Consider the following 19,609-nt stretch of genomic DNA (forward strand, 5'->3'; position numbering starts at 1 on the left):
GTAAACTATTAATTTATTTGGATTGGAGGAAGATAAAATGCATGAGAGAAAAGCACCTTTGGAAGCAGCAACACAGTTCATCAACATGTATTTTCAAGGGTGCAATGCAGCTCTTTAAGCTGGTAGTACCATGCTTGGTGAAGCGACAACTACGTCTGATCTGGATATCGTCATATTCGATCGCAGCGTCTCTTCCTCTTACCGCGAATTATTCTTTGCTCTTGATTGGCCGATTGAAGTTTTCTTACACAATTTTTCATCTTATAAACAAGTTTTTAAAAGTGATTATGAACGGGCAAGACCTTCCATGCAAAGGATGATTTCAGAAGGGATCATTTTAAGGGGAGAAGAAGTAATAGACCCAATCAAAAAAGAAGCTAAAGAGATGTTAGAAGAAGGACCGGAAGTATGGTCAAATGAAACGATCAGGTTAAAACGTTATTTCATTACAGATACGCTGGATGATTTCATCGGCAGTTCAAATAGACCAGAAGAGATCTTCATCGCAAACACATTAGCTGAATTGGTGAGTGAATTTGTGTTGAGGACAAACCGTATGTGGATTGGCTCTTCGAAATGGGTTGTACGAGCTTTGAAACAATATGATCCTACTTTCACAGAACAGTTTATTGAAGCATTCGATTCTTTTTATAAACATGAGGATAAAAATATGGTGATCAAACTCGTTGATGAAGTGTTACAGCCCTTTGGTGGCCGATTATTTGACGGTTTTTCTATGGGAAAAAGTAGGAATTACTAATGACGATACATATTGCAGGAGAAAAGGTTATTTTACGGGATTTGACTTTAGATGATTTGTCGGATATCTATTATTGGAAATATGAAGCGGATGATCGTGAACATTTGAAATGGAATGGTCCTTATTATACGTTACCGGAATTGACGAAAGAAGAGTTCATAGAAGGGTTCCAAAAAGCTCTTGAAATAACAGCGACAGATCAACCGAGGCAAATCCTTATTATTGAAACAGACGATAAATTGATCGGGACCGTCAACTGGTATTGGGAAGATGAAGTGACCAACTGGCTCTCTAACGGTATTGTCATTTTTGACTCGAATTATTGGTCAGGAGGCTATGGAACAGAGGCTTTCAAACTTTGGACTGACTATATTTTTGAACAAATGGATGTTGTAAGAGTGGGGATTTCCACATGGTCGGGTAATATCAGAATGATGAAATTGGCGAGAAAAATAGGAATGATCGAAGAAGGGCGTATCCGAAAAGCAAGAATCGTCGATGGTGAATATTATGATTCTATAAAAATGGGGATCTTAAGAGAAGAATGGGAACAACTGCATCTTCCTTCTCGTGAAATAACACCTTGGTAGGTGTTATTTTTTTCTATTTCACAATTTCCTACCACACTAATCATCAAGCCTTCCTCCTGACGCACTAATGAAATTTCTACGTTTTAAACTTGTACAAATAGGAAACAGATTAGTAGATTCAATTATTAAGATAGGAGGCTTTACTCAATGAGATTCTCCGAAAAGCTTAACGAATTAAAACAACAAAGAGCAGATGGCTCACAAAAAATTCTTTCCATGTACTTAAATACAGACCGGAGCAGTGCCGACCAACAAGGCGGCGAATGGAAGATCAAACTGAAAAACGGTCTGAACAAATTTGAAGAATACATCGAAGAGATGGGTAATCACGATGAATTGAAAGGTTATAGAAACTTAAAAGAAAAGGTATATAAAACCGTCACGGGGCGGGAGCGGGAGCTGAAAAGAAGTCTAGTCCTGTTTGCGACACCTGATGAAAAACTTTGGGTCATGGAAGATCTACAGGTTCCGATCGAAACCTCCTTCCATTGGGAGGATGAACCGGTACTGGATCAACTTGAAGATCTTCAGAGCAACTATCCATATAGCGGTATCATCGTCATCAACAAAGAAGATGCAACGGTGTTAGAAACAGAAATGGGCGTCCTTGTTGATGAATTCCACTATACCTTCGATCCTGATACAGAGGATTGGCGGGAACATCAAGGTCCATTTGATGCTGCCATAACAGGGGCAAATACGAATAAAAAGGATGAATTTCAGGAGCGCTTTGAAGCTAATCAGCAGCGTTGGCTGAAGAATTTGAGTAATAAAGTCGCCAAGAGAGCTAAGAAGAATAAATGGCAGGATACCTACTTGATGGGTGAAAAAGGCTATTTGAATGAATTCGAAAACTATCTTTCTATTAAAGAAACGAAAAAGACTGGTAAAAACCCTAGCCGAATGGAACCATCAAAAATCATCGATCAAGTGATTGCTGGTTAAGCTCACCACTGACCTCCCCCCTTGGTGTATCGAGCTTACTATATAGAAAACTTGGCAAAACCCAGCCTTGGGCGAAGGCTGAGCCTTAGTTACACTTATATTGAAGAAAGTAATGAATTACTTTAAATGTAAAGGAAGCGCAGTGCCCTCATAGGTTCTGCGCTTTTATCTATGGATCCAGACGTTCGTTCCAATCGGGACTATGCTGGACAATTCGTTGACATCTTTATTATGCATACGGATACAGCCCTTCGAAACATCCTTACCGATGGAAGATGGATCATTTGTACCGTGTATACCATAATGAGGTCTGGACAATCCCATCCACATCGATCCGTATGGACCACCAGGGTTAGGAGCCTTGTTAATGATCGTATACTCCCCAGTTGGTGTAGGTGTCAACATTTTCCCGACCCCAATGGGATATGTCTTAATCAGTGTTCGGGTGTTGAACAACTTAAGCTGATGTTTGGCTAAATTGACGTCAATCCAGTAAGCCATATATCCCCCTCCCTGTTTTTCCTATTTATATGTGGGAGTGACACCTTCAATAACTCTTATTAACTGAAATGACATACGTGAAGATTTAGATTAGGGGCATGATCAATATAATGATGATTGGATAAAAAGGAACCTCGCTTGCGATAAATGGGTAAAAGAGCATCAACCCAGTAACGGCGGGAGTACCGATCCACATTTCGTTTTGAGATGTAATCCGGCGGGTTTGGAGCATATTCCGGCTGGTCTAAGCTATAATCCGGCCAGTTTTAATGTGAATCCGGCCAAAAGTGTAAAAAAGCCCAAAAAGTGCAAAAAAAGACCCACCTCTCTTACATTGGCAGGTCTTTCAAGATTTTAACTTTAATTACAACTCAGTTCTGATATCCCATAGTTCCGGGAAGAATCGGTGGTCCAGCACTTTCTTCAGGTAAGACACGCCGGACGAGCCGCCGGTCCCCATTTTATGCCCGATGATACGTTCCACTGTTTTCATATGACGGAATCGCCACTGCTGGAGCCAATCTTCAATATCGACCAATTTTTCAGCTAACTGATACAAGTTCCAGTACTGATCGACGTTCCGGTAAACTTCAACCCATGCGGCTTTTACAGTAGGATCACCTTCATATGTTACAGAGAAATCACGCTTCAAGAGCTCCGGATTGATGTCAAAACCGGCATTCGCAAGTTCCTGGATTGCCACATCATATATACTCGGTGCTTCATATGCTTCCTTCAATCGAGCATGAAGTTCTGGGTCCTTCTGATAGATTCGCAGCACATGTGGTGTTTTATAACCAAGTGCAAATTCGATCATGCGATACTGATAGGATTGGAATCCAGATGCCTGTCCCAGGCTGTCGCGGAATTCCAGGTATTCGCTTGGTGTGAGCGTGGACAAAACATCCCAAGCCTGGATGATTTGTGACTGGACCTTCGAGACACGAGCGAGCATTTTAAACGCTGGCTGCAATTCACCTTTACGGATCGAATCGATTGCAGCATTAAGCTCATGCAAGATCATTTTCATCCATAACTCACTGACCTGGTGGATGATGATGAACAGCATCTCGTCATGATGACCGGATAGTCTTGTTTGACTGGAGAGAAGCCGATCAAGCTGTAAATATTCTCCATACGTCATATTATTATCAAAATCAGTGTGGATCCCCTTTTCCGATACGTATTTCCCTTTACCTTCTTCATAATAGTTCCCCATTATCATCACTCACTTTCTTGTCAGGTGCGATTACGCTACAACGCCGCGTTTATTTTCAAATTGCTTGTATTCTTCATCATCCATGATCTGTTTCAATGTCTGTACCGCCTTCCATACCTCTTCAAAAGTATTGTACAAGGCTGCTGGTGTCAGCCGGATGCCATTCGGATTACGGAAATCAGGCATCACTTTATTCATTTTCAGAGCTTTACAGATACGAGCAGCTTCAGGGTGCTCAAGGTACACGTGACCCCCTCTTCTATTGTCTTCCAAAGGATTCCCGATTTCAAAACCATGGTCGGCTAATTCATGCTTGATTAAATCCATCATGTATTGCGTCAATTGCAGTGATTTTTTGCGAAGCTTTTCAATACCAGCCTCCTCGAAAATTTCCAAAGAGCCCATCAACGGTGCCAGGCTGAGCATATGCGGCGTACCGATTTGGAAGGCACCTGCCGATTGTGCTGGTGTCAGCTGATGGTTCATATCGAACTGTTTGCTTTTATCAGAGCTGAACCATCCAGCAAGCCCAGGAGTTGTTCCGATATGGTTTTCATTTACATAAATCCCCGCAACACTTCCCGGTCCAGCATTGACGTATTTATAATTGCACCAGAAAGCAAAGTCCGCTCCCCAATCATTTAAAGCATGAGGCATCGCACCGATCGAGTGACATAGGTCGAATCCGATGATGATGCCGCGTTTATGCGCCTCTTCTGTCAAACGCTTCATATCAAGCACTTGCCCGCTTCGATACATGACGCTCGGGAGCATAATCAAGGCGACTTCATCCGTCATTGCTTCAATGATGTCATCTTCTTCAACGACTCTTCCATCACGACTTTTCATACGGATAAGATGTTCCTCTGGATTGTAGCCCTTCAATTTCAACTGACTTTGGAGTGCAAATATATCAGACGGGAATGTCAGTTCATCCGCTAAAATTTTCGTCTTCTTTCCTTCCGGGTGATAGAACGTGGAAACCAACTGGTGAAGGTTGACTGTCGTCGAACCTGTCGCAATTACTTCTTCAGGCTTTCCACCGACAAGCGGTGCTGACATTTCACCTAGTTTCTCAGACATGTAAAACCAGGGATATTCGCCTTCCGTCCAGCCATCAATCCCGTATTCCTTCCATGAATCCATTATTTTAGAAAGTGCAGTTTCAGAGCGCTTCGATAAAAGTCCGAGCGAATTCCCAATAAAATAAATCGTATCATCCTTAACGTAAAACTCTTCTCGAAAAGACGAGAGTTCATCTTGTTCGTCAAGCTTTTTTGCATAGTCTAAAGAGGTATCAAGTGACTGATTGCCCATGGGATATCGACTCCTTCAATAGGTTATTAATTTAACTATACCTTCCTCACTGACAAAGTGTCAATGACATCATGTCATTGACATTGTATCGCCTCATTATTAAAATGAAAGCACATCAAATAAAAGGACGGAATCCCATGAACTCAAAGAACCAGGAGCTTACCACCCGCCAGCAACGCTCGATCCAGACACGTAAAAACCTACTGAAAGCGGCTGAACTCATTTTCATCAATCAAGGCTTCCAAAAAACTACAATCACACAAATCATTAAAAAAGCGGATACTGGTTACGGTACTGCGTATGTTCATTTTAAAAACAAGGATGACATTCTTATTGAGCTCATTGACGGCGTTATGCAGAAATTCCATGAAATTGCAGAGCTTCCTTTCCATCCAATTTTAGTGGAAGAAGCAAAACAGCTCATTGAAAAGCAAACCTATCTTTTCCTCGAAATGGCACAAAAAGAGGATCGAATTTTAAAAGTAGTTGAAGAGGCAATTGGTTCATCACTTGCTGTACAAAGCAAGTGGAAAGAAATCCGTGAGCGTTTCATAAAAGGGATTGCGAAAGACATCTCCTATACCCAACAACATGGTTTAGCCAGGAAGGATGTCGATCCAAACCTTGTCGCAAGAGGCTGGTTCTTTTCAAATGAAATGTATTTATGGGAAATCGTCCGCGGTGAAAATCAAGCAGCAGTGAAGGACATCGTTTATAATTTATCCACGATGTATGTGAAAGGATTATATAAATAAAGAATTCTAGGTTTTTCCGGCGGATTTAGATGCTGATCCGGCCACTTTTAAGTATATTCCGGCCAAAGGTTACTTTTTACACCACCGGCCAACAGGTATAACATTTGCTTATCCTGACCAGTAACCTTACACTTGCCATAGATTTTCCAATAGAAAGGATGATCAATAATGGCACAATCGATTGAAGGTAAAACGGCTTATATTACAGGTGCTGCTCGTGGTATCGGAAAAGCTACAGCATTAGAACTTGCACGCGAAGGCGTTCATGTCGGCTTACTAGCTCGTACCGAAAGCACATTAGAAAAAGTTGCAGAAGAAGCAAGATCACTAGGTGTGAAAGCGAGTGTCGCTGTTGCTGATATCGCGGATATGGAACAAGTGGAAAACGCCATTTCCAAACTGGAAACTGAACTAGGACCCACCGATATTCTGATAAATAATGCAGGCATCGGAACCTATGGTTCATTCTTGGATATCGATCCCGAAGATTGGAAAAGAACGTTTGAAGTGAACGTGTTCGGAACGTATCATGTAATGCGTGCTGTACTCCCCCAGCTAATCAAGAAAAACCGCGGGGATATCATCAATATTTCATCAAGCAGCGGGTTGAAAGGTACAGCGAAAAGTACAGCTTACAGTGGATCAAAGTTTGCGGTTCAAGGCATGACGGAAGCGTTGATGCAGGAAGTTCGAAAAAATAATATCCGAGTCATGACACTGAACCCAAGCCTAGTAGCTACAGAGCTGACCTTTGGTGATGAACTTGATGCAGCTGACAAAGAGAAATACATGCAGCCAGAGGATCTAGCGGAACATATGGTTTCTCAGTTGAAATTGCATCAACGTATTTTTATCAAGCAATCCCTTCAGTGGGCGACAAATCCATTTTAAATTCGAATCAACGCTCAGACTTTTTCAGCTCTGAGCGTTTTTATTATGGCTGTTTTATAAAAGTTTGTTGCTAATGGAATGTTGTTAAGAAAGGGGCTGAAAGCTTATGACAATGGAAATATACGAGACTCCTGCGGATAAGCAAGCTAAGCGAGACCCCGAACTAGCTGAGGGGGCTTGCAGATTGCACGCGGAAAGCGAGTGTATTTCCAAACTCCAAAACAACAATCTATGCGAAAACAGCCTTTTTATTAAATTACGTAACAGTAATTCTAGCTTTCCTTAGATTACTGTGTATCCTTCCCTATCCTCCAACCATCATAGAAAAAAGGACATATAAATAAACGATAATGAAAAATAGAAGTAGTCCGAAAATACCTGCAATGCCTAGCACTACGGGTTTCTTAGCTCTTTTATCGATAAGATAAGCAAAAATGAATGCAATTAATGCAAAGAAGATCGGATATCGCCATTGAATTCCAAGTGAAACGTATACACCTTCAATCAGAGGAGATATCTCACCTATGAACTCCACTAGATACAAAGCTAAAATTCCATACCCTAGTAAAATCAACACCCTGCTACTAACTGATGAACTAGAATTCATAATACCTCCTTGAAACCTTCCTCTCCTCTATGTTTTATTCTTTACACCTGTATACATTCCCTTCCATTTCCCGAAATCTCCTTCTGTCATCAAATTCCATGCATAGTTTCGAAATAAGTCGGGTAGAAAATAAAGAAGCTTACTACATTTTGTCAAGGCAGGTGAGTCCAACCAAGTGAAACTACCCGAATCGATGATGAAGTACAAAAAGATGTCCAAAAGGCAGCGTTGGCAAGAGATAAGGACAACAATCTGGTACACACCAGGAATCTATATATTGCTCTCCATTTGTATAGCAGTGCTTACCCTTTATCTTGATCTTGGATTTGAACTTAGCCAATATATCGATGCAAAATTCAGTTCACAGGCTCAGTTGACCCGAATGCTTGTCGGTACACTGATCGGAGGCATTTTGACTTTAAGTGCATTCACTTTCAACTCCCTTTTGGTTGTTCTCACAACCTTCAGTGGTCAATTTTCGCCTAGAATGTTATTGAATTTCGTAGCCGATAAGAAAACCCAGCATGTGCTTGGAATTTTCAATGGAAGCTTCACTTATGTCCTAATGGTCTTCTTGTTCATCAGTAATAACAACAGTGAACAATATTTTGCTGTACCGATCACAACGGTCATTTTAGCCCTCTTCGCAGCAGTTACATTCATCTATTTCATCAATCATGCGACAACTTGGATGCAAGTCCATAACATCACCTATAACATGAAAAATATCTCGAAAAAGATCATTACATTTTCATTGTTAAAAGAGATTGAACCTTATCGTATTAAAGAAAATACAAAACTGGGTGATAAAGAATATCCAAAAAATGGCCATCGGATTGTTTCGCAGGAATCCGGATACATCCAACTTGTCGATTTTTCAAAATTGATAGTTTTAGCAAAAAGAGACAATCTGGTTGTTCGATTTGAATATGGGATCGGAGAACATGTTTTGACTGGAGCACCAATCCTCACCTACTGGAAGGAAAAAGACACGGCAATAAATGAACTGGAGTATTTGAATACGCTCGAAATCGGCCACAAACAAACAGAAATCCAGGACCTCGAATTCGGAGTTAATAAACTTTCCGAGATTGCTATTAAAGCCCTCGGCAATAATGATCCGAAAACAGCCACAAATACGATCCATCAAATGTCTGAATTGCTCCAGACCATTGCGAAGATGACCCGTTTTTCCCCTTTCTTAGTGGATGAGGAAAAAAATATCCGGGTCATATTGAAAGAAGAAGATTTTGAATTCTACTTGTATAGAGGGTTCGGCTACATTCGGCATTACGCAAATGAAAATTGGGTCATCATCACCGATATCATATCTGCTCTCGCAACCATGGCCCAATCAATGGATAAACAATTCCATGATGATCTATGGAACTTCGCCGTCCAAACTGCAAAAGGCATCGCCAAACACGAAATTTATCATCTCGATCGAAAATACCTATTACATCAACTTTCGAATCTAGCGACTGCAACCAATCGTGAAAGTGATTATCGGAAAATCGAACAAGACTATCTCATGGAAACGTAAAAGAGGTGCAGTTACCAAGCAACTGCACCCTTTTCATGTGATGTCCAGACTATTCATGACTTCCTGTCGTAAGTTAACAAATTGCGTGCTGTTCCGATCCCGATGACGCGGCATGTCATTCATGACTTCTTTTACAACTTTTCCAGGACGTGAACTTAGGACAAAAACCCTGTCTGCTAAATACAAGGCTTCATCAATATCATGTGTAATCAACACCATTGTCTGGTTGGAGCCCTGCCATAAATTGATCAATTCATTCTGCATGGTAAGTCTTGTGATGGCATCCAATGCGCCGTATGGTTCATCCAACAAAAGAACTTCAGGATCCATGACAAGTGCCCTCGCAATGGATGCACGTTGTTTCATGCCTCCAGACAGTTGATGCGGATAATATGTTTTAAAATTCTCCAAGCCTACCTTACCCAGTACATTATGGATACGTTCACGGCGTTCTTTTTTGGAGACATTGGCTAATTCCAGGCCAAGCCCGACATTATCTTCGATGGTTCTCCATGGATAAAGAGCATGTTCCTGAAATATCATGACGCGATTCGAATCCGGTTCTCTTATCGTATTTCCGTCGGCTGAGACTTCCCCGGAAGACGGCTGTTCCAAACCAGCCAGCATTCTGAGTGCAGTACTTTTACCACAACCTGACGGACCGACGATTGCAACGAATTCTCCTTTTTCGACGTCCAAGCTAAGATCTTCAAGAACAGTCAGGCTTCCATATGTTTTATTTACATTCTTCAACTCTAATGTCTTCATCATTCTTCATCTCCGCCTGCATAACGCCATTTCAACAGTCTTCTCTTGATTCCGTTAAGGACTACATGATCAAGGATAATGGCGATTGTTCCAATTGTGACTATGCTAGCCAATACACCTTCCATATCTGCAATCTCACCTGCATAACTAATCGACCAGCCGAGACCTGCTGATGCCCCACCAACCATTTCGGCAGCGATCAACGAACGCCAAGCATTCCCGAATGCAACTTGTGCACCTGTGACAAACGCTGGTAAAGTTTCCGGTGCATAGACCTTGGTGATCAATTGTCCTTTTTTAGCCCCCATCACACGTGCAAGCTCAAGATGTGTCCGATTCACCCCTTCTGTTGCATTCAAAACAGAGAGGGCCATCGGGAAGAAACTCGCGATCGTGATGACGAAAATAATCGGAAGATCTCCGAATCCAATCAAAACGACGAAAAAAGGTACCCATGTGATCGGTGGGATGGATTGTAAAATCGAAATGACACTTTTCAAGTAAACTGAGAAAGTCTTAGAAACACCACCCAATAGTCCGAGAATTGCACCTAACAAGCATGCGACCGGGTATCCCCATGCCAACCTGTATAAACTGCTCTGTAAACCATGGATGAAATCCGGATTGGAAAAGTTCCCGATGAACCTCTCCAACCCTTTAAGTACGTCTGGCATCAAAAATTCAGGTAAAATCCATGCGGCGATCTGCCAAATCAGTAAGAGGCTCCCCACCGCGGCAATATAAGGCAATGTATTTCCGAAAGGCTGTAAAGGGATGAAGGATTTACTTTTGTTTTTTATAATTGTGTCAGATTTCACTGTAACTCCTCCTGCCTATTACTCCTGTTCCTTCTGCCAGGACAAATCGATGATCTCTTCTACCTTGAACTTTTCATCCATTACACCCTGTTCCACCATCAGATCTGTGACATCTTGAATTTGTTTTACATTTTCAGGCGTCAGCTTCCAGTTGAATGTTTGTGCTTTGATCGCTTCTTCTATGACATCGACTGCAGCCACTTCTCCATCGGAAGATTCAAACGTGTCTCCTTCAGAAAAGCGATTGTAAATATACTCTGCAGATTTTCCTGGATCGCTTTCAAGCATTTCAATCGCTTCTTTTTGCGCATCAAGCACTTTATGAATGTTTTCCTTATTGTTTTCCATTTCTTCACCCGAGGTTATGACAACCATACATGGAAACGGCCAAACTTCCCCGATTTCGTAGATTTCTTCCAGGTCCCCTTGTAACCTTGCAATACGATCATAAGGTTCAAATAAAAAGGCAGCATCTACTTTTCCAGATTGTAACGATTGGACAGCGACTGTAGGTGACACATAATTCATGTTCACGTCACTCCGCTTTAAACCAGCTTCCTTGAACGTGACGCCGTTCAAAACAATATCAGCCGTACTTCCTTGTTTTTGAGACGCAAGGCTTTTTCCTTTTAAATCTTCAACAGATTTGATCCCACTGTCTTCGCGAGCTAAAATACTGTGATATCCCATTTGCGCCCCGCCAACAATCTTTAGATCCGCCCCTTTTGATGCCCAGGAGACAGCATTAGTTGCACCAAGGACACCAGCATCTAGTTCCCCATTAACGATCCCTTTTATTAGATCTGTACCGCTTCCAAAAAGCTTCAGTTCAACGTCTAAACCGTGCTTTTCATACAACTCTGCATCTTCTGCAAGCATTGCAGGTGCATCGTCCATAACATTGACATAACCGATTGTTAACTTATTAGAATCCTTCCCACCGTTGCTTTTATCGGTGTTCCCGCAGGCTGCAGTAACCACCAGTAGCAAAACCAATGGAATGCTTAACAACATCTTTAAAAATTTCAATATCATTCCTCCCCTTTCAATTCCGAGTAAAAAGATAGGAATATTATATGTTTAACGATCGTCCAAAGTCAATGGGTATTTTGAAATATCAGTATATTCTTTTAGGAGACGTTGTTTTTGGGGAACGTGTATATGTATATCTTTTCGTTTTTATCAACATTTGACTTTTTTCGACAACATGACGAACTGCGCTTATGAGCATGGTGATTCGATTGAAATTGATATGAGAAAGTTATTTTCATGATTCTGGGCGTAGTGGGTACCATAAAACGTGAGGTGATAACATGAGCCGTGAAAGTCGTGTAATGTGGTTCGGTTCCATATTTGGAGGATTGATTTTTGTCTTGTTCAGTGCCATTGGGATCACTCAATTTTATCGAAATGTGGATCCAAATAAAGGCAAGGAGGATCAAGAATCAAAAGATACATCCAAAAAATAAGGATGACTAAAGGGAAAGGCAAAACTACTTTCCCATTTTTTGTTTCAGCATTTTGATTTCTTCTTCATGGGATATGCCTGAATCAGAAGGAGTTTCTAGAATATATGGAACCTCCGATAGGTAACGCGTTTCAAATAAGTGTTCGAAATATCTTTCTTCAATATAACCTCCTTTTAAAATATTTGCATGCCGATCTTTACCTGAACTTAATGGATATTTGGAATTATTCAAATGAACGACCTCGAGATCTTGTAAATAGCCCAGTTCCATAGCCTTTTCCCAAAGCTCCTCATTGTTTTCCCCGCTCCAAAGACCGCTTGAAAAAGCGTGGCACGTATCGAAACAAAACCCGATCTTTTCTGGAAAACTCGTGAGTTTTTTTACTTGAACAAGCTCCTCGAATGTTGTACCCATCGCACCGGGTATTCCCGCATTATTTTCAAGCAGGATTTTACATTCTCCATCCCACTGTTCAAGGATTGTGTTCAGCATATCGATCATCAAATGGTAACTAACAAGTGGATCTGTTTCACTGATTCGGCTGCCAAAATGAACGACAACTCCAATAGACCCGCACGAATTTGCAATTTCTAAATCATTCAATACCGAATCGATGACATGTTCTTTTTTTTCAGATGGAGGGGTTAAGCTAGTTGGATATGGAGTATGCGCCACAGATTCTAGGGAATGTTCCTGACAAAATGCCTTACAACGTTTTGCATCTTCCCGATCAAATTCCTTTACGGATAAGCTTCTAGGGTTTTTAGGGAAATATTGTAAGGCCTGCGCGCCGATTTTCAAGGCATGTTTTGCGGCACCCATATAGCCCTCTCTAATACTCACATGGCAGCCAAGTTTCATAGCTTCCTCCAGCTCCTTTGTGGAATTGATGATTCAGGTCTCAAACCAGCCTTCTTTTTGTTTTATTTCTTACCCAAACCCGGTAAATTAGAAAAACGATAAACAGAAAAAGGACATAAGCGCTCAATCCAGCAACTGTGTACCTCCAGGAGGAGAAAATGTGATCTCCACCATACGCAAAAATGAACATAGGAGGTAGTTTTCCGATTGCAGAAGCAGAAAGGTAAATCCAAAAAGAAATTTTCGTCAAACCTGAATAGATATTCACAACCGGCGGTGGAATGACCGGAACTAACCTTGAAAAAAGAATTGCGATGAAAGCATTCTTTTCAATCATATAATTGAATCTATGTATGCCTCTGAATTGCTTGATGTAATTCCCAAAAAATCCAGCGAACATGTGCCTGGCTAGCAAAAAGTAAATGATTGATGCTGTTACTCCTCCCCACCAGTTGATCAAAAGCCCGGTAAACGTACCGTATTTCACTCCCATTAAGCCGGCGAATACCGTGAACGGCACGACGGGTACAGTGGCAATAAAAGCAGAAAGCAAAAACATGTATGGCAAATCGGTCAGGTCACTATCCTGAATCCATTCCCATAAGAATTCTTTATTTAAATAAACGATTATAACCACGATCAGATAAACAACAAGGATCCACCATTTTTTCATAACAAAAACTCCAAGTCCTGATTTGATCTTTCTTTTTCCAATGCAGTTGATTCAGAATAGTTCAGGGTCCTGTCAGTCATCATAAGAACAAGGAGATGATCGACAAATGCCAAGGAAAACTCAAGCACATCAAAATTCATCCACTCATGCTGATGGAAAAAGAGAAAGTATCATTAACGATTCTGCACGAAAAGGCGGCCAAATGGGGATTTATGTTGCCCCAGAAAATCAACAAGAACAAAATCCTTTCCACCTCTCACAATCACGGCCGAATGAAGACATGAAAGAGTTTGAAAAGTTGATGAGAGATGATGATATCAAATAAGAGTAACGCAAATATTGGAAAGGGTTGATCCAGCAACTATTGGGTCAACCCTTTGTCTTTCAAGAATTATTGTTAGATTGTGAAATTTCCTTTTCAGCAAAATACTCATTTGCGGATTCCAATTCCTTATGTTCATCAATAGAATCTCCCGGAAACCTCTCCTCCGAGTCCAAGGGGCGGTCAGACTCCAGTCCTGTACGAATACTTAGTTGACCACTGCTATTTTCATGATTTGAATTCTTTTCAGGATCCTTTTTCAATTTACTCACCTCATAATTAGCTTGTGTATTCCTTCAATATTAATTCTTGGTCTAATGATTGAAACGTTATTTTCAACCTTTTGTTTTCGTAAAGGAACTATTCATTTAATTTCACTCTTTGATCGTAACTTTTGATAAATTTAAAAAACAGGATATAACCACTTAAGATAATCAAGTACACAGGGATAGAATCCTCGAGTTTCCAACCTTTATAGGTAAATACATGAACTTAACGACCAAGGTCATGAAAAAATCACCTGCTATCAAATCATTTCCCTTTAAATTACCCAAAGTTATTACTTTATATAAAAGCTTGTTATACTTTTTGTTGATTTTTGCGAAATACACTCCCTTTCCGCGGGATAAAGAAAAGCGGTAGCGACACAGTTAGGCACGTAGCTCACTGGAAAACTGACGAGTAGGCTCGAACCAAACAAAGACTTGGTTCTGCGTAAATACCCTTAACCATCCAAAATTCATTCCAAATGAAAGAACACCATATTTTGTCGTTGATTGGACAAAAATGGTGCTTCTCCTAATGATATTTATTGAAACTTGTCTGCATCGAAGTTCTGGAAGACGTGTTTTTCATACATCGGGAATACATCTTCACCTGTCAGATGATTGATGATGACTTTGTTCCGATGGACCGCTAATCCTAAGTTCGTCGAGCCTACACCATGTGAATGGGAAATTCCGCTATGGACATAGATTTGATTAGGGATCGAGAGACGAAGACGATAATCTGACTCGACTTTATATCTCCCCTGGTCATCCCATGAAATATAGGGTTTCAAACCATTGATGAAGGCTGGCACGTTCGGTCGATACCCCGTTCCGATAATGACGACTTCACTTTCAATTGTGAAATCTTTCCCCTGTTGCCATTGATGACATTGAAGCTCGTACTTCCCGTCTTTTTCTTCTATTCCATTTACTTCAGTCAAGGCCTGGATGCCAACTTTCATTTTCCTTCGTGAAACGGTATTTTCATAAAGCAGATTATAGATATCTGTCACGGTATGTGAACTGATCCCCTTATACAATAAATCTTGTGAGCCGAAGATTTCATCCTTTTTCTCCTGAGGGAATTCATAGAAATAATTCACGTAATCTGGAGAGAACTGCTCTACACTCAATTTCGATTCTTCCATCGTCAAAAAGCTTTGTGAGCGTGTAATCCAATTTAAACGATACTCATGTTCCATGTGGTCTTTCAATAGCTCCCTGAATACTTCAGCAGCACTTTGTCCTGATCCGATGACAGTAATCGAATTCGCTTCTCTGCATCGATCCTGGCGACTGAGATATTGGGCCGTGTGAAAAACATCCTGTTCTGGATACCCGCGAAAAGCCTTCGGAATCGCAGGGATACCACCTGTACCTAGAACAAGGTTTTTACTTTTATAAACTGTTGTTTCTTCTGTATGTACATCCAATACAGTAACCAAATACAACTCTTCATTATCATCATAATCCAATTCAATAACTTTCTTTCCAAATCGGCAATTTTTCAATTCATTCGCAACCCATTGGCAATAATCGTTATATTCTCTTCTCGGGATGTCTAATCGTTGTAAAAAATAAAATGGATACAAGCGATTTTCTTTCGATAAATAATTCAAGAAGCTGTATCGGCTTGTCGGATCAGCTAAAGTCACAAGATCAGCCATGAACGGAACTTGAAGTCTCGTCCCCACAATCAACATTCCTGGATGCCAATCGAACTGCGGCTTTTGCTCGAAAAAAAGCGCATCAACTTCAGTTCGATCATCTATTAATGCTGCAAGGCTTAAGTTGAAAGGTCCTATCCCTACTCCTAATAAATCATATACATGGTCATTCATCAGTACTACCACCTCTATTTAAAATCTTGTTCTATTATAAGGGAAAGCTATGTTAAATAATACCGCTGATTTCTCAATAAGTTTGATTGAAGCGAAAATTGCGACACTCCTGCGGGAAGGTCGATCCAGGCGAGACCCCGCAGTTTTTTAAAAGGATCTTCGACTAAAAGCCACCACATCCTGTACAAGTGAGGAGGCTTCCGGATCGCCTGCAGAGCAGAAGAAAGAATACACCAACCACCTTATAGCAGTGGTTTTATTAAGTTGCGCCAAACATAGCGGTTCTAAACCAGATATCCATTCTAAAAATTCTTATCAACAAGAAAAACCCACGAAGAATTGAAGATTCTTCGTAGGTTTGCGTGACCATAATTTGTAGGCATTCTTAGCGGACATCAGAGACGCTATTTGTGTCGAAAAGAGGTATTTCAGAAATTTACCGGACACCAGGGCCGTTATTTGTAGAAAATGCAGCTGTTTTCTACTGAAAATCAGAGAATAAGGTCTCTGGTGTCCGGTAGTTTACAAAAACAGGGTTATTTTGCACAAATAAGATCTCCTGTGTCCGTTAACATCATGTCGACTTATTTTGTCAGTTCATCCAATGCCTCTGTCAGTGTCTGGACGATGAAGTCCAAGTCACTTTCTTCAAGGTTCAACGGTGGCGACAAACTCAATACGTTGTTGTAGCCAGCGACGGTCACACCGTTTTTCCCGATTAGCAGTTTATTCTTCTTACAAGTTGCCATTACCTCATTCAACTTGCTCGTTTCCAGAGGTTCTTTCGTCGACTTATCCTTTACAAGCTCAATGCCGATCAAAAGACCTTTTCCACGTACATCCCCGACATACGGATTTTTTTGAAGTCGGGTCTGCAACTCATTCTTGAGGCGATCCCCTAATTCCTTTGAACGATCGAAGAGCTTTTCATCTTCCATGATTTCAAGGTTCTTCAGTGCCACGGCGCAAGATGCAGGGCTTCCTCCGAACGTATTGACGTGACGGAAGAAATCATACTCTTCACTGCCTTTAAATTCTTCATAGATTTCTTTTTTCACTGCAGTAGCAGACAAAGGCAGATAGGCTGATGTAATACCTTTAGCCATCGTGACAATATCGGGCTTGACATCATAATTCTGGAATCCAAATGGTTTACCTGTCCTTCCGAAGCCGCAGATAACTTCATCAACAATCAATAACGCGCCATGCTTTTCACAAATTTCTTTGACGGCTTTCATATAGCCATCAGGAGGCATGAGTATTCCTCCACCTGTGATGATCGGCTCCATGATCATTGCAGCGACCGTTTCGCTCAACTCCCAGGTCATTGCCCGGTCGACTTCCTGAACACAAGCGATGTCATGTGCATTCTCTACATCCGCATCTTTCATCCTGTATGTGTCGGGCGGGGATACATGTAGAAAGCCGGATGCTAAAGGTTCATATTTATACTTTCGTTGTGCTTGACCGGTTGCAGCAAGGGAACCCATCGTATTTCCATGGTAGGCGCGATAACGGGAAACGATTTTATAGCGATTATGATCACCTCGTTGTTGGTGATACTGTCTTGCGATCTTGAATGCTGTTTCATTCGCTTCTGAACCACTATTGGAAAAGAAGATGACATAGTCACCGCCAAGCATCTCATTCAGCTTCTCGGCAAGTTTGATTGCAGGCTGATGGCTGTGAGTCAACGGGAAGTATGCCATTTCTTTCAGCTGTTCGTAAGCGGCTTCTGCAAGCTCTTCCCTGCCATATCCGACATTTACACACCACAATCCAGCCATAGCATCCAGGTATTTCTCATCATTGTGATCCGTTACCCATGCTCCCTTCGAACTTGATACAACCATCGTTGCATTCGGATTATAAGGCTTCATCGAATGCCATACGTACTGGTCATCCTTCTTCAGAATATCCTGCGATTGATCAACTTGATGGACCATCATTCTTCCTCCTTTTTTTAGTAGTCAAAGCGTGAAGTGATCATTTTTTTCCGAGTATAGAAGTTGATTCCGTCTTTACCGTTGACATGGAGATCACCGTAGAATGAATCTTTCCAACCGGAGAATGGGAAGAAAGCCATTGTGGCCGGTACTCCTACGTTAATCCCGAGCATACCTGCATCTGCTTCTTCCCTGAACTGGCGAACGGCTTGCGCGTTTTTCGTATATAGGGTCGCGCCATTTCCATAACGAGACTTTCTGATGTATTCCAATCCCTCATCCAAATTTTCCGCTCGAAGCAGACTCAAGACAGGCGCGAAGATCTCATCTTTCGCAATCGTCATGTCCGGAGTTACATGGTCAAAAATCGTCGCTCCTAAGAAGTTTCCACCGTCCATGTCTGACATTTCACGACGGCCATCCCGAATCAAGTCAGCACCTTCTTCGATTCCTTTTTCAATATAACCGAGCACTTTTTCCCGGTGGGACTGCCGGATCACGGGTGTCAAAAGGACCTCTTCATCCAGACCGTTACCAATTGTCAGTTCATCTGCTTTTTTACGAAGGGCTTCCACAAACTTATCATTATCTCCGACGACCACGACTGCACTGCAGGCCATACAGCGTTGTCCTGCACTTCCGAATGTTGAGCTGATGACGTTTTGTACCGCTTTATCCATATCTGCATCCGGCATTACGACATGGTGATTTTTCGCTCCAGATAATGCCTGCACACGTTTACCGTTTTGAGCAGCCTTTTCATATACATATTTCGCTACAGGCTGAGAACCAACGAATGAAATCGCTTTGACTTCAGGGTGCTCAAGAAGACCATTAACGACATCATGCGCACCATGGACAATATTGAAGACACCTTCAGGCAGCCCAGCTTCCGTCAATAGTTCTGCCAATCGGTTCGCTAATATCGGGGTACGCTCTGAAGGCTTCAGTACGAATGTATTTCCGCATACGATCGCTAACGGGAACATCCATAAAGGCACCATCATCGGAAAATTGAACGGTGTGATTCCGCCGACAACGCCTAAAGGATAGCGGAGCATTTCGGAATCGATGTCCTCTGCGATGTTCGATAGCGTTTCACCCATCAGGTGGGTAGGAGCTCCTGCGGCAAACTCAATACATTCGATACCACGCTGGATTTCACCGTATGCTTCTTTATACGCTTTACCATTCTCTTGGACAACTAACTTAGCAAGCTCTTCATGATTTTCAGTTACGAGGTGATGGAATTTGTACATGACACGTGCGCGTTTTGGCACGGGTACATTTTTCCATGTTTGAAATGCAGTATGTGCAGCCTGGACCGCCTTATCCAAATCCTCTTTCGTTGAGATTGGAACGCGTGCCATGACTTCATTCGTCGCCGGGTTTGGCACCTCTAAATCTTCTGTGCTATTCGAGGCAACCCATTGTCCTTTGATATAGTTCTTCAACATTTTCGTATCGCTTTTTGTTACCGTCATCTTGAATGCGCCTCCTTTGTATTAGTCGAT

At 41.6% G+C, this 19,609-nt stretch carries 20 protein-coding genes and 1 pseudogene; 8 read left to right on the forward strand and 13 right to left on the reverse strand.

Annotated elements, in window-relative coordinates; all coding sequences use genetic code 11:
• Positions 1–37 precede the first annotated feature (37 nt).
• The 3 genes and pseudogenes from KOL94_RS11490 (at position 38) to KOL94_RS11500 (ending at position 2,295) form a co-directional block, all read left to right on the forward strand.
• Positions 38–760: pseudogene (locus KOL94_RS11490) on the forward strand (nucleotidyltransferase domain-containing protein).
• Positions 760–1,350 carry a GNAT family N-acetyltransferase gene (locus KOL94_RS11495; protein WP_221566563.1) on the forward strand — a complete coding sequence of 197 codons (591 nt, stop codon included), beginning with the start codon at positions 760–762 and terminating at the stop codon, positions 1,348–1,350. The pseudogene KOL94_RS11490 and the gene KOL94_RS11495 overlap by 1 nt, the downstream one beginning before the upstream one ends.
• Positions 1,351–1,497: 147 nt before the next feature.
• Entirely contained in the window at positions 1,498–2,295 is a 798-nt protein-coding gene (locus KOL94_RS11500) for a VLRF1 family aeRF1-type release factor (RefSeq protein WP_221566564.1), read from the forward strand.
• A 165-nt stretch (positions 2,296–2,460) separates the two neighbouring features.
• Here KOL94_RS11500 and KOL94_RS11505 read toward each other — a convergent pair whose 3' ends face one another.
• The 3 genes from KOL94_RS11505 to kynU form a co-directional block, all read right to left on the reverse strand.
• Positions 2,461–2,796: a L,D-transpeptidase gene (locus KOL94_RS11505; RefSeq protein ID WP_221566565.1), complete on the reverse strand. Its 336-nt coding sequence runs from the start codon at positions 2,794–2,796 to the stop codon at positions 2,461–2,463.
• A gap of 364 nt (positions 2,797–3,160) precedes the next feature.
• On the reverse strand, positions 3,161–4,015 hold the full coding sequence (kynA, locus tag KOL94_RS11510) for a tryptophan 2,3-dioxygenase (protein WP_221566566.1): 855 nt from the start codon (positions 4,013–4,015) through the stop codon (positions 3,161–3,163).
• Between the two features lie 30 nt (positions 4,016–4,045).
• Positions 4,046–5,332, reverse strand: a complete 1,287-nt coding sequence (gene kynU, locus KOL94_RS11515) for a kynureninase (protein ID WP_221566567.1) — start codon at positions 5,330–5,332, stop codon at positions 4,046–4,048.
• Between the two features lie 137 nt (positions 5,333–5,469).
• Between kynU and KOL94_RS11520 the strand changes: the two genes are divergently transcribed.
• Positions 5,470–6,087: a TetR/AcrR family transcriptional regulator gene (locus tag KOL94_RS11520; RefSeq protein WP_221566568.1), complete on the forward strand. Its 618-nt coding sequence runs from the start codon at positions 5,470–5,472 to the stop codon at positions 6,085–6,087.
• Positions 6,088–6,255: 168 nt separating this feature from the next.
• A complete protein-coding gene (locus tag KOL94_RS11525) occupies positions 6,256–6,978 on the forward strand; it encodes a 3-ketoacyl-ACP reductase (RefSeq protein ID WP_221566569.1) in 723 nt (240 codons plus the stop codon).
• Positions 6,979–7,282: 304 nt separating this feature from the next.
• On the opposite strand, the gene KOL94_RS11530 is transcribed toward KOL94_RS11525, so the two are convergent.
• A complete protein-coding gene (locus KOL94_RS11530) occupies positions 7,283–7,585 on the reverse strand; it encodes a hypothetical protein (RefSeq protein WP_221566570.1) in 303 nt (100 codons plus the stop codon).
• A 193-nt stretch (positions 7,586–7,778) separates the two neighbouring features.
• Between KOL94_RS11530 and KOL94_RS11535 the strand changes: the two genes are divergently transcribed.
• Positions 7,779–9,128, forward strand: coding sequence for a DUF2254 domain-containing protein (locus tag KOL94_RS11535; RefSeq protein ID WP_221566571.1), 1,350 nt, complete (start codon positions 7,779–7,781; stop codon positions 9,126–9,128).
• A 33-nt stretch (positions 9,129–9,161) separates the two neighbouring features.
• Here KOL94_RS11535 and KOL94_RS11540 read toward each other — a convergent pair whose 3' ends face one another.
• From KOL94_RS11540 to KOL94_RS11550, 3 genes are read right to left on the reverse strand one after another with little or no spacing between them, the layout of a single operon-like run.
• Complete coding sequence (locus tag KOL94_RS11540; RefSeq protein WP_260412290.1) at positions 9,162–9,899, reverse strand: ABC transporter ATP-binding protein; 738 nt, start codon at positions 9,897–9,899, stop codon at positions 9,162–9,164.
• Positions 9,896–10,714, reverse strand: a complete 819-nt coding sequence (locus KOL94_RS11545) for an ABC transporter permease (protein ID WP_311775132.1) — start codon at positions 10,712–10,714, stop codon at positions 9,896–9,898. Before KOL94_RS11545 ends, KOL94_RS11540 begins: the two co-directional genes overlap by 4 nt.
• An 18-nt stretch (positions 10,715–10,732) precedes the next feature.
• The gene (locus KOL94_RS11550) at positions 10,733–11,743 is read right to left on the reverse strand and encodes an ABC transporter substrate-binding protein (protein WP_260412291.1); all 1,011 of its coding nucleotides are present in this window, start codon (positions 11,741–11,743) and stop codon (positions 10,733–10,735) included.
• A gap of 284 nt (positions 11,744–12,027) precedes the next feature.
• On the opposite strand from KOL94_RS11550, the gene KOL94_RS11555 reads away from it, so the two are divergent.
• Positions 12,028–12,183 (forward strand): hypothetical protein, encoded by a 156-nt coding sequence (locus KOL94_RS11555; protein ID WP_221566573.1) that lies wholly within the window; start codon positions 12,028–12,030, stop codon positions 12,181–12,183.
• Between the two features lie 24 nt (positions 12,184–12,207).
• Here the strand turns inward: KOL94_RS11555 and KOL94_RS11560 are convergent, their stop codons facing one another.
• Together KOL94_RS11560 and KOL94_RS11565 are read right to left on the reverse strand one after the other, a co-directional pair.
• A complete protein-coding gene (locus tag KOL94_RS11560) occupies positions 12,208–13,044 on the reverse strand; it encodes a deoxyribonuclease IV (protein ID WP_221566574.1) in 837 nt (278 codons plus the stop codon).
• Positions 13,045–13,084: 40 nt separating this feature from the next.
• A complete protein-coding gene (locus tag KOL94_RS11565; protein ID WP_221566575.1) occupies positions 13,085–13,717 on the reverse strand; it encodes a TVP38/TMEM64 family protein in 633 nt (210 codons plus the stop codon).
• A gap of 106 nt (positions 13,718–13,823) precedes the next feature.
• Here KOL94_RS11565 and KOL94_RS11570 point away from each other — a divergent pair, with 106 nt between their 5' ends.
• Positions 13,824–14,042, forward strand: coding sequence for a hypothetical protein (locus tag KOL94_RS11570; protein ID WP_221566576.1), 219 nt, complete (start codon positions 13,824–13,826; stop codon positions 14,040–14,042).
• Between the two features lie 59 nt (positions 14,043–14,101).
• Here the strand turns inward: KOL94_RS11570 and KOL94_RS11575 are convergent, their stop codons facing one another.
• The 4 genes from KOL94_RS11575 to KOL94_RS11590 all read right to left on the reverse strand — a co-directional run bounded on the left by KOL94_RS11575 (position 14,102) and on the right by KOL94_RS11590 (position 19,579).
• Positions 14,102–14,311 (reverse strand): hypothetical protein, encoded by a 210-nt coding sequence (locus KOL94_RS11575; RefSeq protein ID WP_311775133.1) that lies wholly within the window; start codon positions 14,309–14,311, stop codon positions 14,102–14,104.
• A 536-nt stretch (positions 14,312–14,847) separates the two neighbouring features.
• Positions 14,848–16,149 carry a lysine N(6)-hydroxylase/L-ornithine N(5)-oxygenase family protein gene (locus KOL94_RS11580; protein WP_221566577.1) on the reverse strand — a complete coding sequence of 434 codons (1,302 nt, stop codon included), beginning with the start codon at positions 16,147–16,149 and terminating at the stop codon, positions 14,848–14,850.
• A 584-nt stretch (positions 16,150–16,733) separates the two neighbouring features.
• Positions 16,734–18,095, reverse strand: coding sequence for an aspartate aminotransferase family protein (locus KOL94_RS11585; RefSeq protein ID WP_221566578.1), 1,362 nt, complete (start codon positions 18,093–18,095; stop codon positions 16,734–16,736).
• 17 nt (positions 18,096–18,112) lie between these two features.
• Positions 18,113–19,579 (reverse strand): CoA-acylating methylmalonate-semialdehyde dehydrogenase, encoded by a 1,467-nt coding sequence (locus KOL94_RS11590; protein WP_221566579.1) that lies wholly within the window; start codon positions 19,577–19,579, stop codon positions 18,113–18,115.
• Positions 19,580–19,609 lie beyond the last annotated feature (30 nt).

The organism is Alkalihalobacillus sp. TS-13 (genome assembly GCF_019720915.1).
In the GTDB taxonomy this organism is placed as follows: domain Bacteria; phylum Bacillota; class Bacilli; order Bacillales; family Fictibacillaceae; genus Pseudalkalibacillus.

Coding starts and splice junctions, on each gene's coding strand:
- KOL94_RS11495 (WP_221566563.1), top strand. CDS start 760: ATGACGATACATATTGCAGGAGAAAAGGTTATTTTACGGGATTTGACT.
- KOL94_RS11500 (WP_221566564.1), top strand. CDS start 1,498: ATGAGATTCTCCGAAAAGCTTAACGAATTAAAACAACAAAGAGCAGAT.
- KOL94_RS11505 (WP_221566565.1), bottom strand. CDS start 2,796: ATGGCTTACTGGATTGACGTCAATTTAGCCAAACATCAGCTTAAGTTG.
- kynA (WP_221566566.1), bottom strand. CDS start 4,015: ATGGGGAACTATTATGAAGAAGGTAAAGGGAAATACGTATCGGAAAAG.
- kynU (WP_221566567.1), bottom strand. CDS start 5,332: ATGGGCAATCAGTCACTTGATACCTCTTTAGACTATGCAAAAAAGCTT.
- KOL94_RS11520 (WP_221566568.1), top strand. CDS start 5,470: ATGAACTCAAAGAACCAGGAGCTTACCACCCGCCAGCAACGCTCGATC.
- KOL94_RS11525 (WP_221566569.1), top strand. CDS start 6,256: ATGGCACAATCGATTGAAGGTAAAACGGCTTATATTACAGGTGCTGCT.
- KOL94_RS11530 (WP_221566570.1), bottom strand. CDS start 7,585: ATGAATTCTAGTTCATCAGTTAGTAGCAGGGTGTTGATTTTACTAGGG.
- KOL94_RS11535 (WP_221566571.1), top strand. CDS start 7,779: ATGATGAAGTACAAAAAGATGTCCAAAAGGCAGCGTTGGCAAGAGATA.
- KOL94_RS11540 (WP_260412290.1), bottom strand. CDS start 9,899: ATGATGAAGACATTAGAGTTGAAGAATGTAAATAAAACATATGGAAGC.
- KOL94_RS11555 (WP_221566573.1), top strand. CDS start 12,028: ATGAGCCGTGAAAGTCGTGTAATGTGGTTCGGTTCCATATTTGGAGGA.
- KOL94_RS11560 (WP_221566574.1), bottom strand. CDS start 13,044: ATGAAACTTGGCTGCCATGTGAGTATTAGAGAGGGCTATATGGGTGCC.
- KOL94_RS11565 (WP_221566575.1), bottom strand. CDS start 13,717: ATGAAAAAATGGTGGATCCTTGTTGTTTATCTGATCGTGGTTATAATC.
- KOL94_RS11570 (WP_221566576.1), top strand. CDS start 13,824: ATGCCAAGGAAAACTCAAGCACATCAAAATTCATCCACTCATGCTGAT.
- KOL94_RS11580 (WP_221566577.1), bottom strand. CDS start 16,149: ATGAATGACCATGTATATGATTTATTAGGAGTAGGGATAGGACCTTTC.
- KOL94_RS11585 (WP_221566578.1), bottom strand. CDS start 18,095: ATGGTCCATCAAGTTGATCAATCGCAGGATATTCTGAAGAAGGATGAC.
- KOL94_RS11590 (WP_221566579.1), bottom strand. CDS start 19,579: ATGACGGTAACAAAAAGCGATACGAAAATGTTGAAGAACTATATCAAA.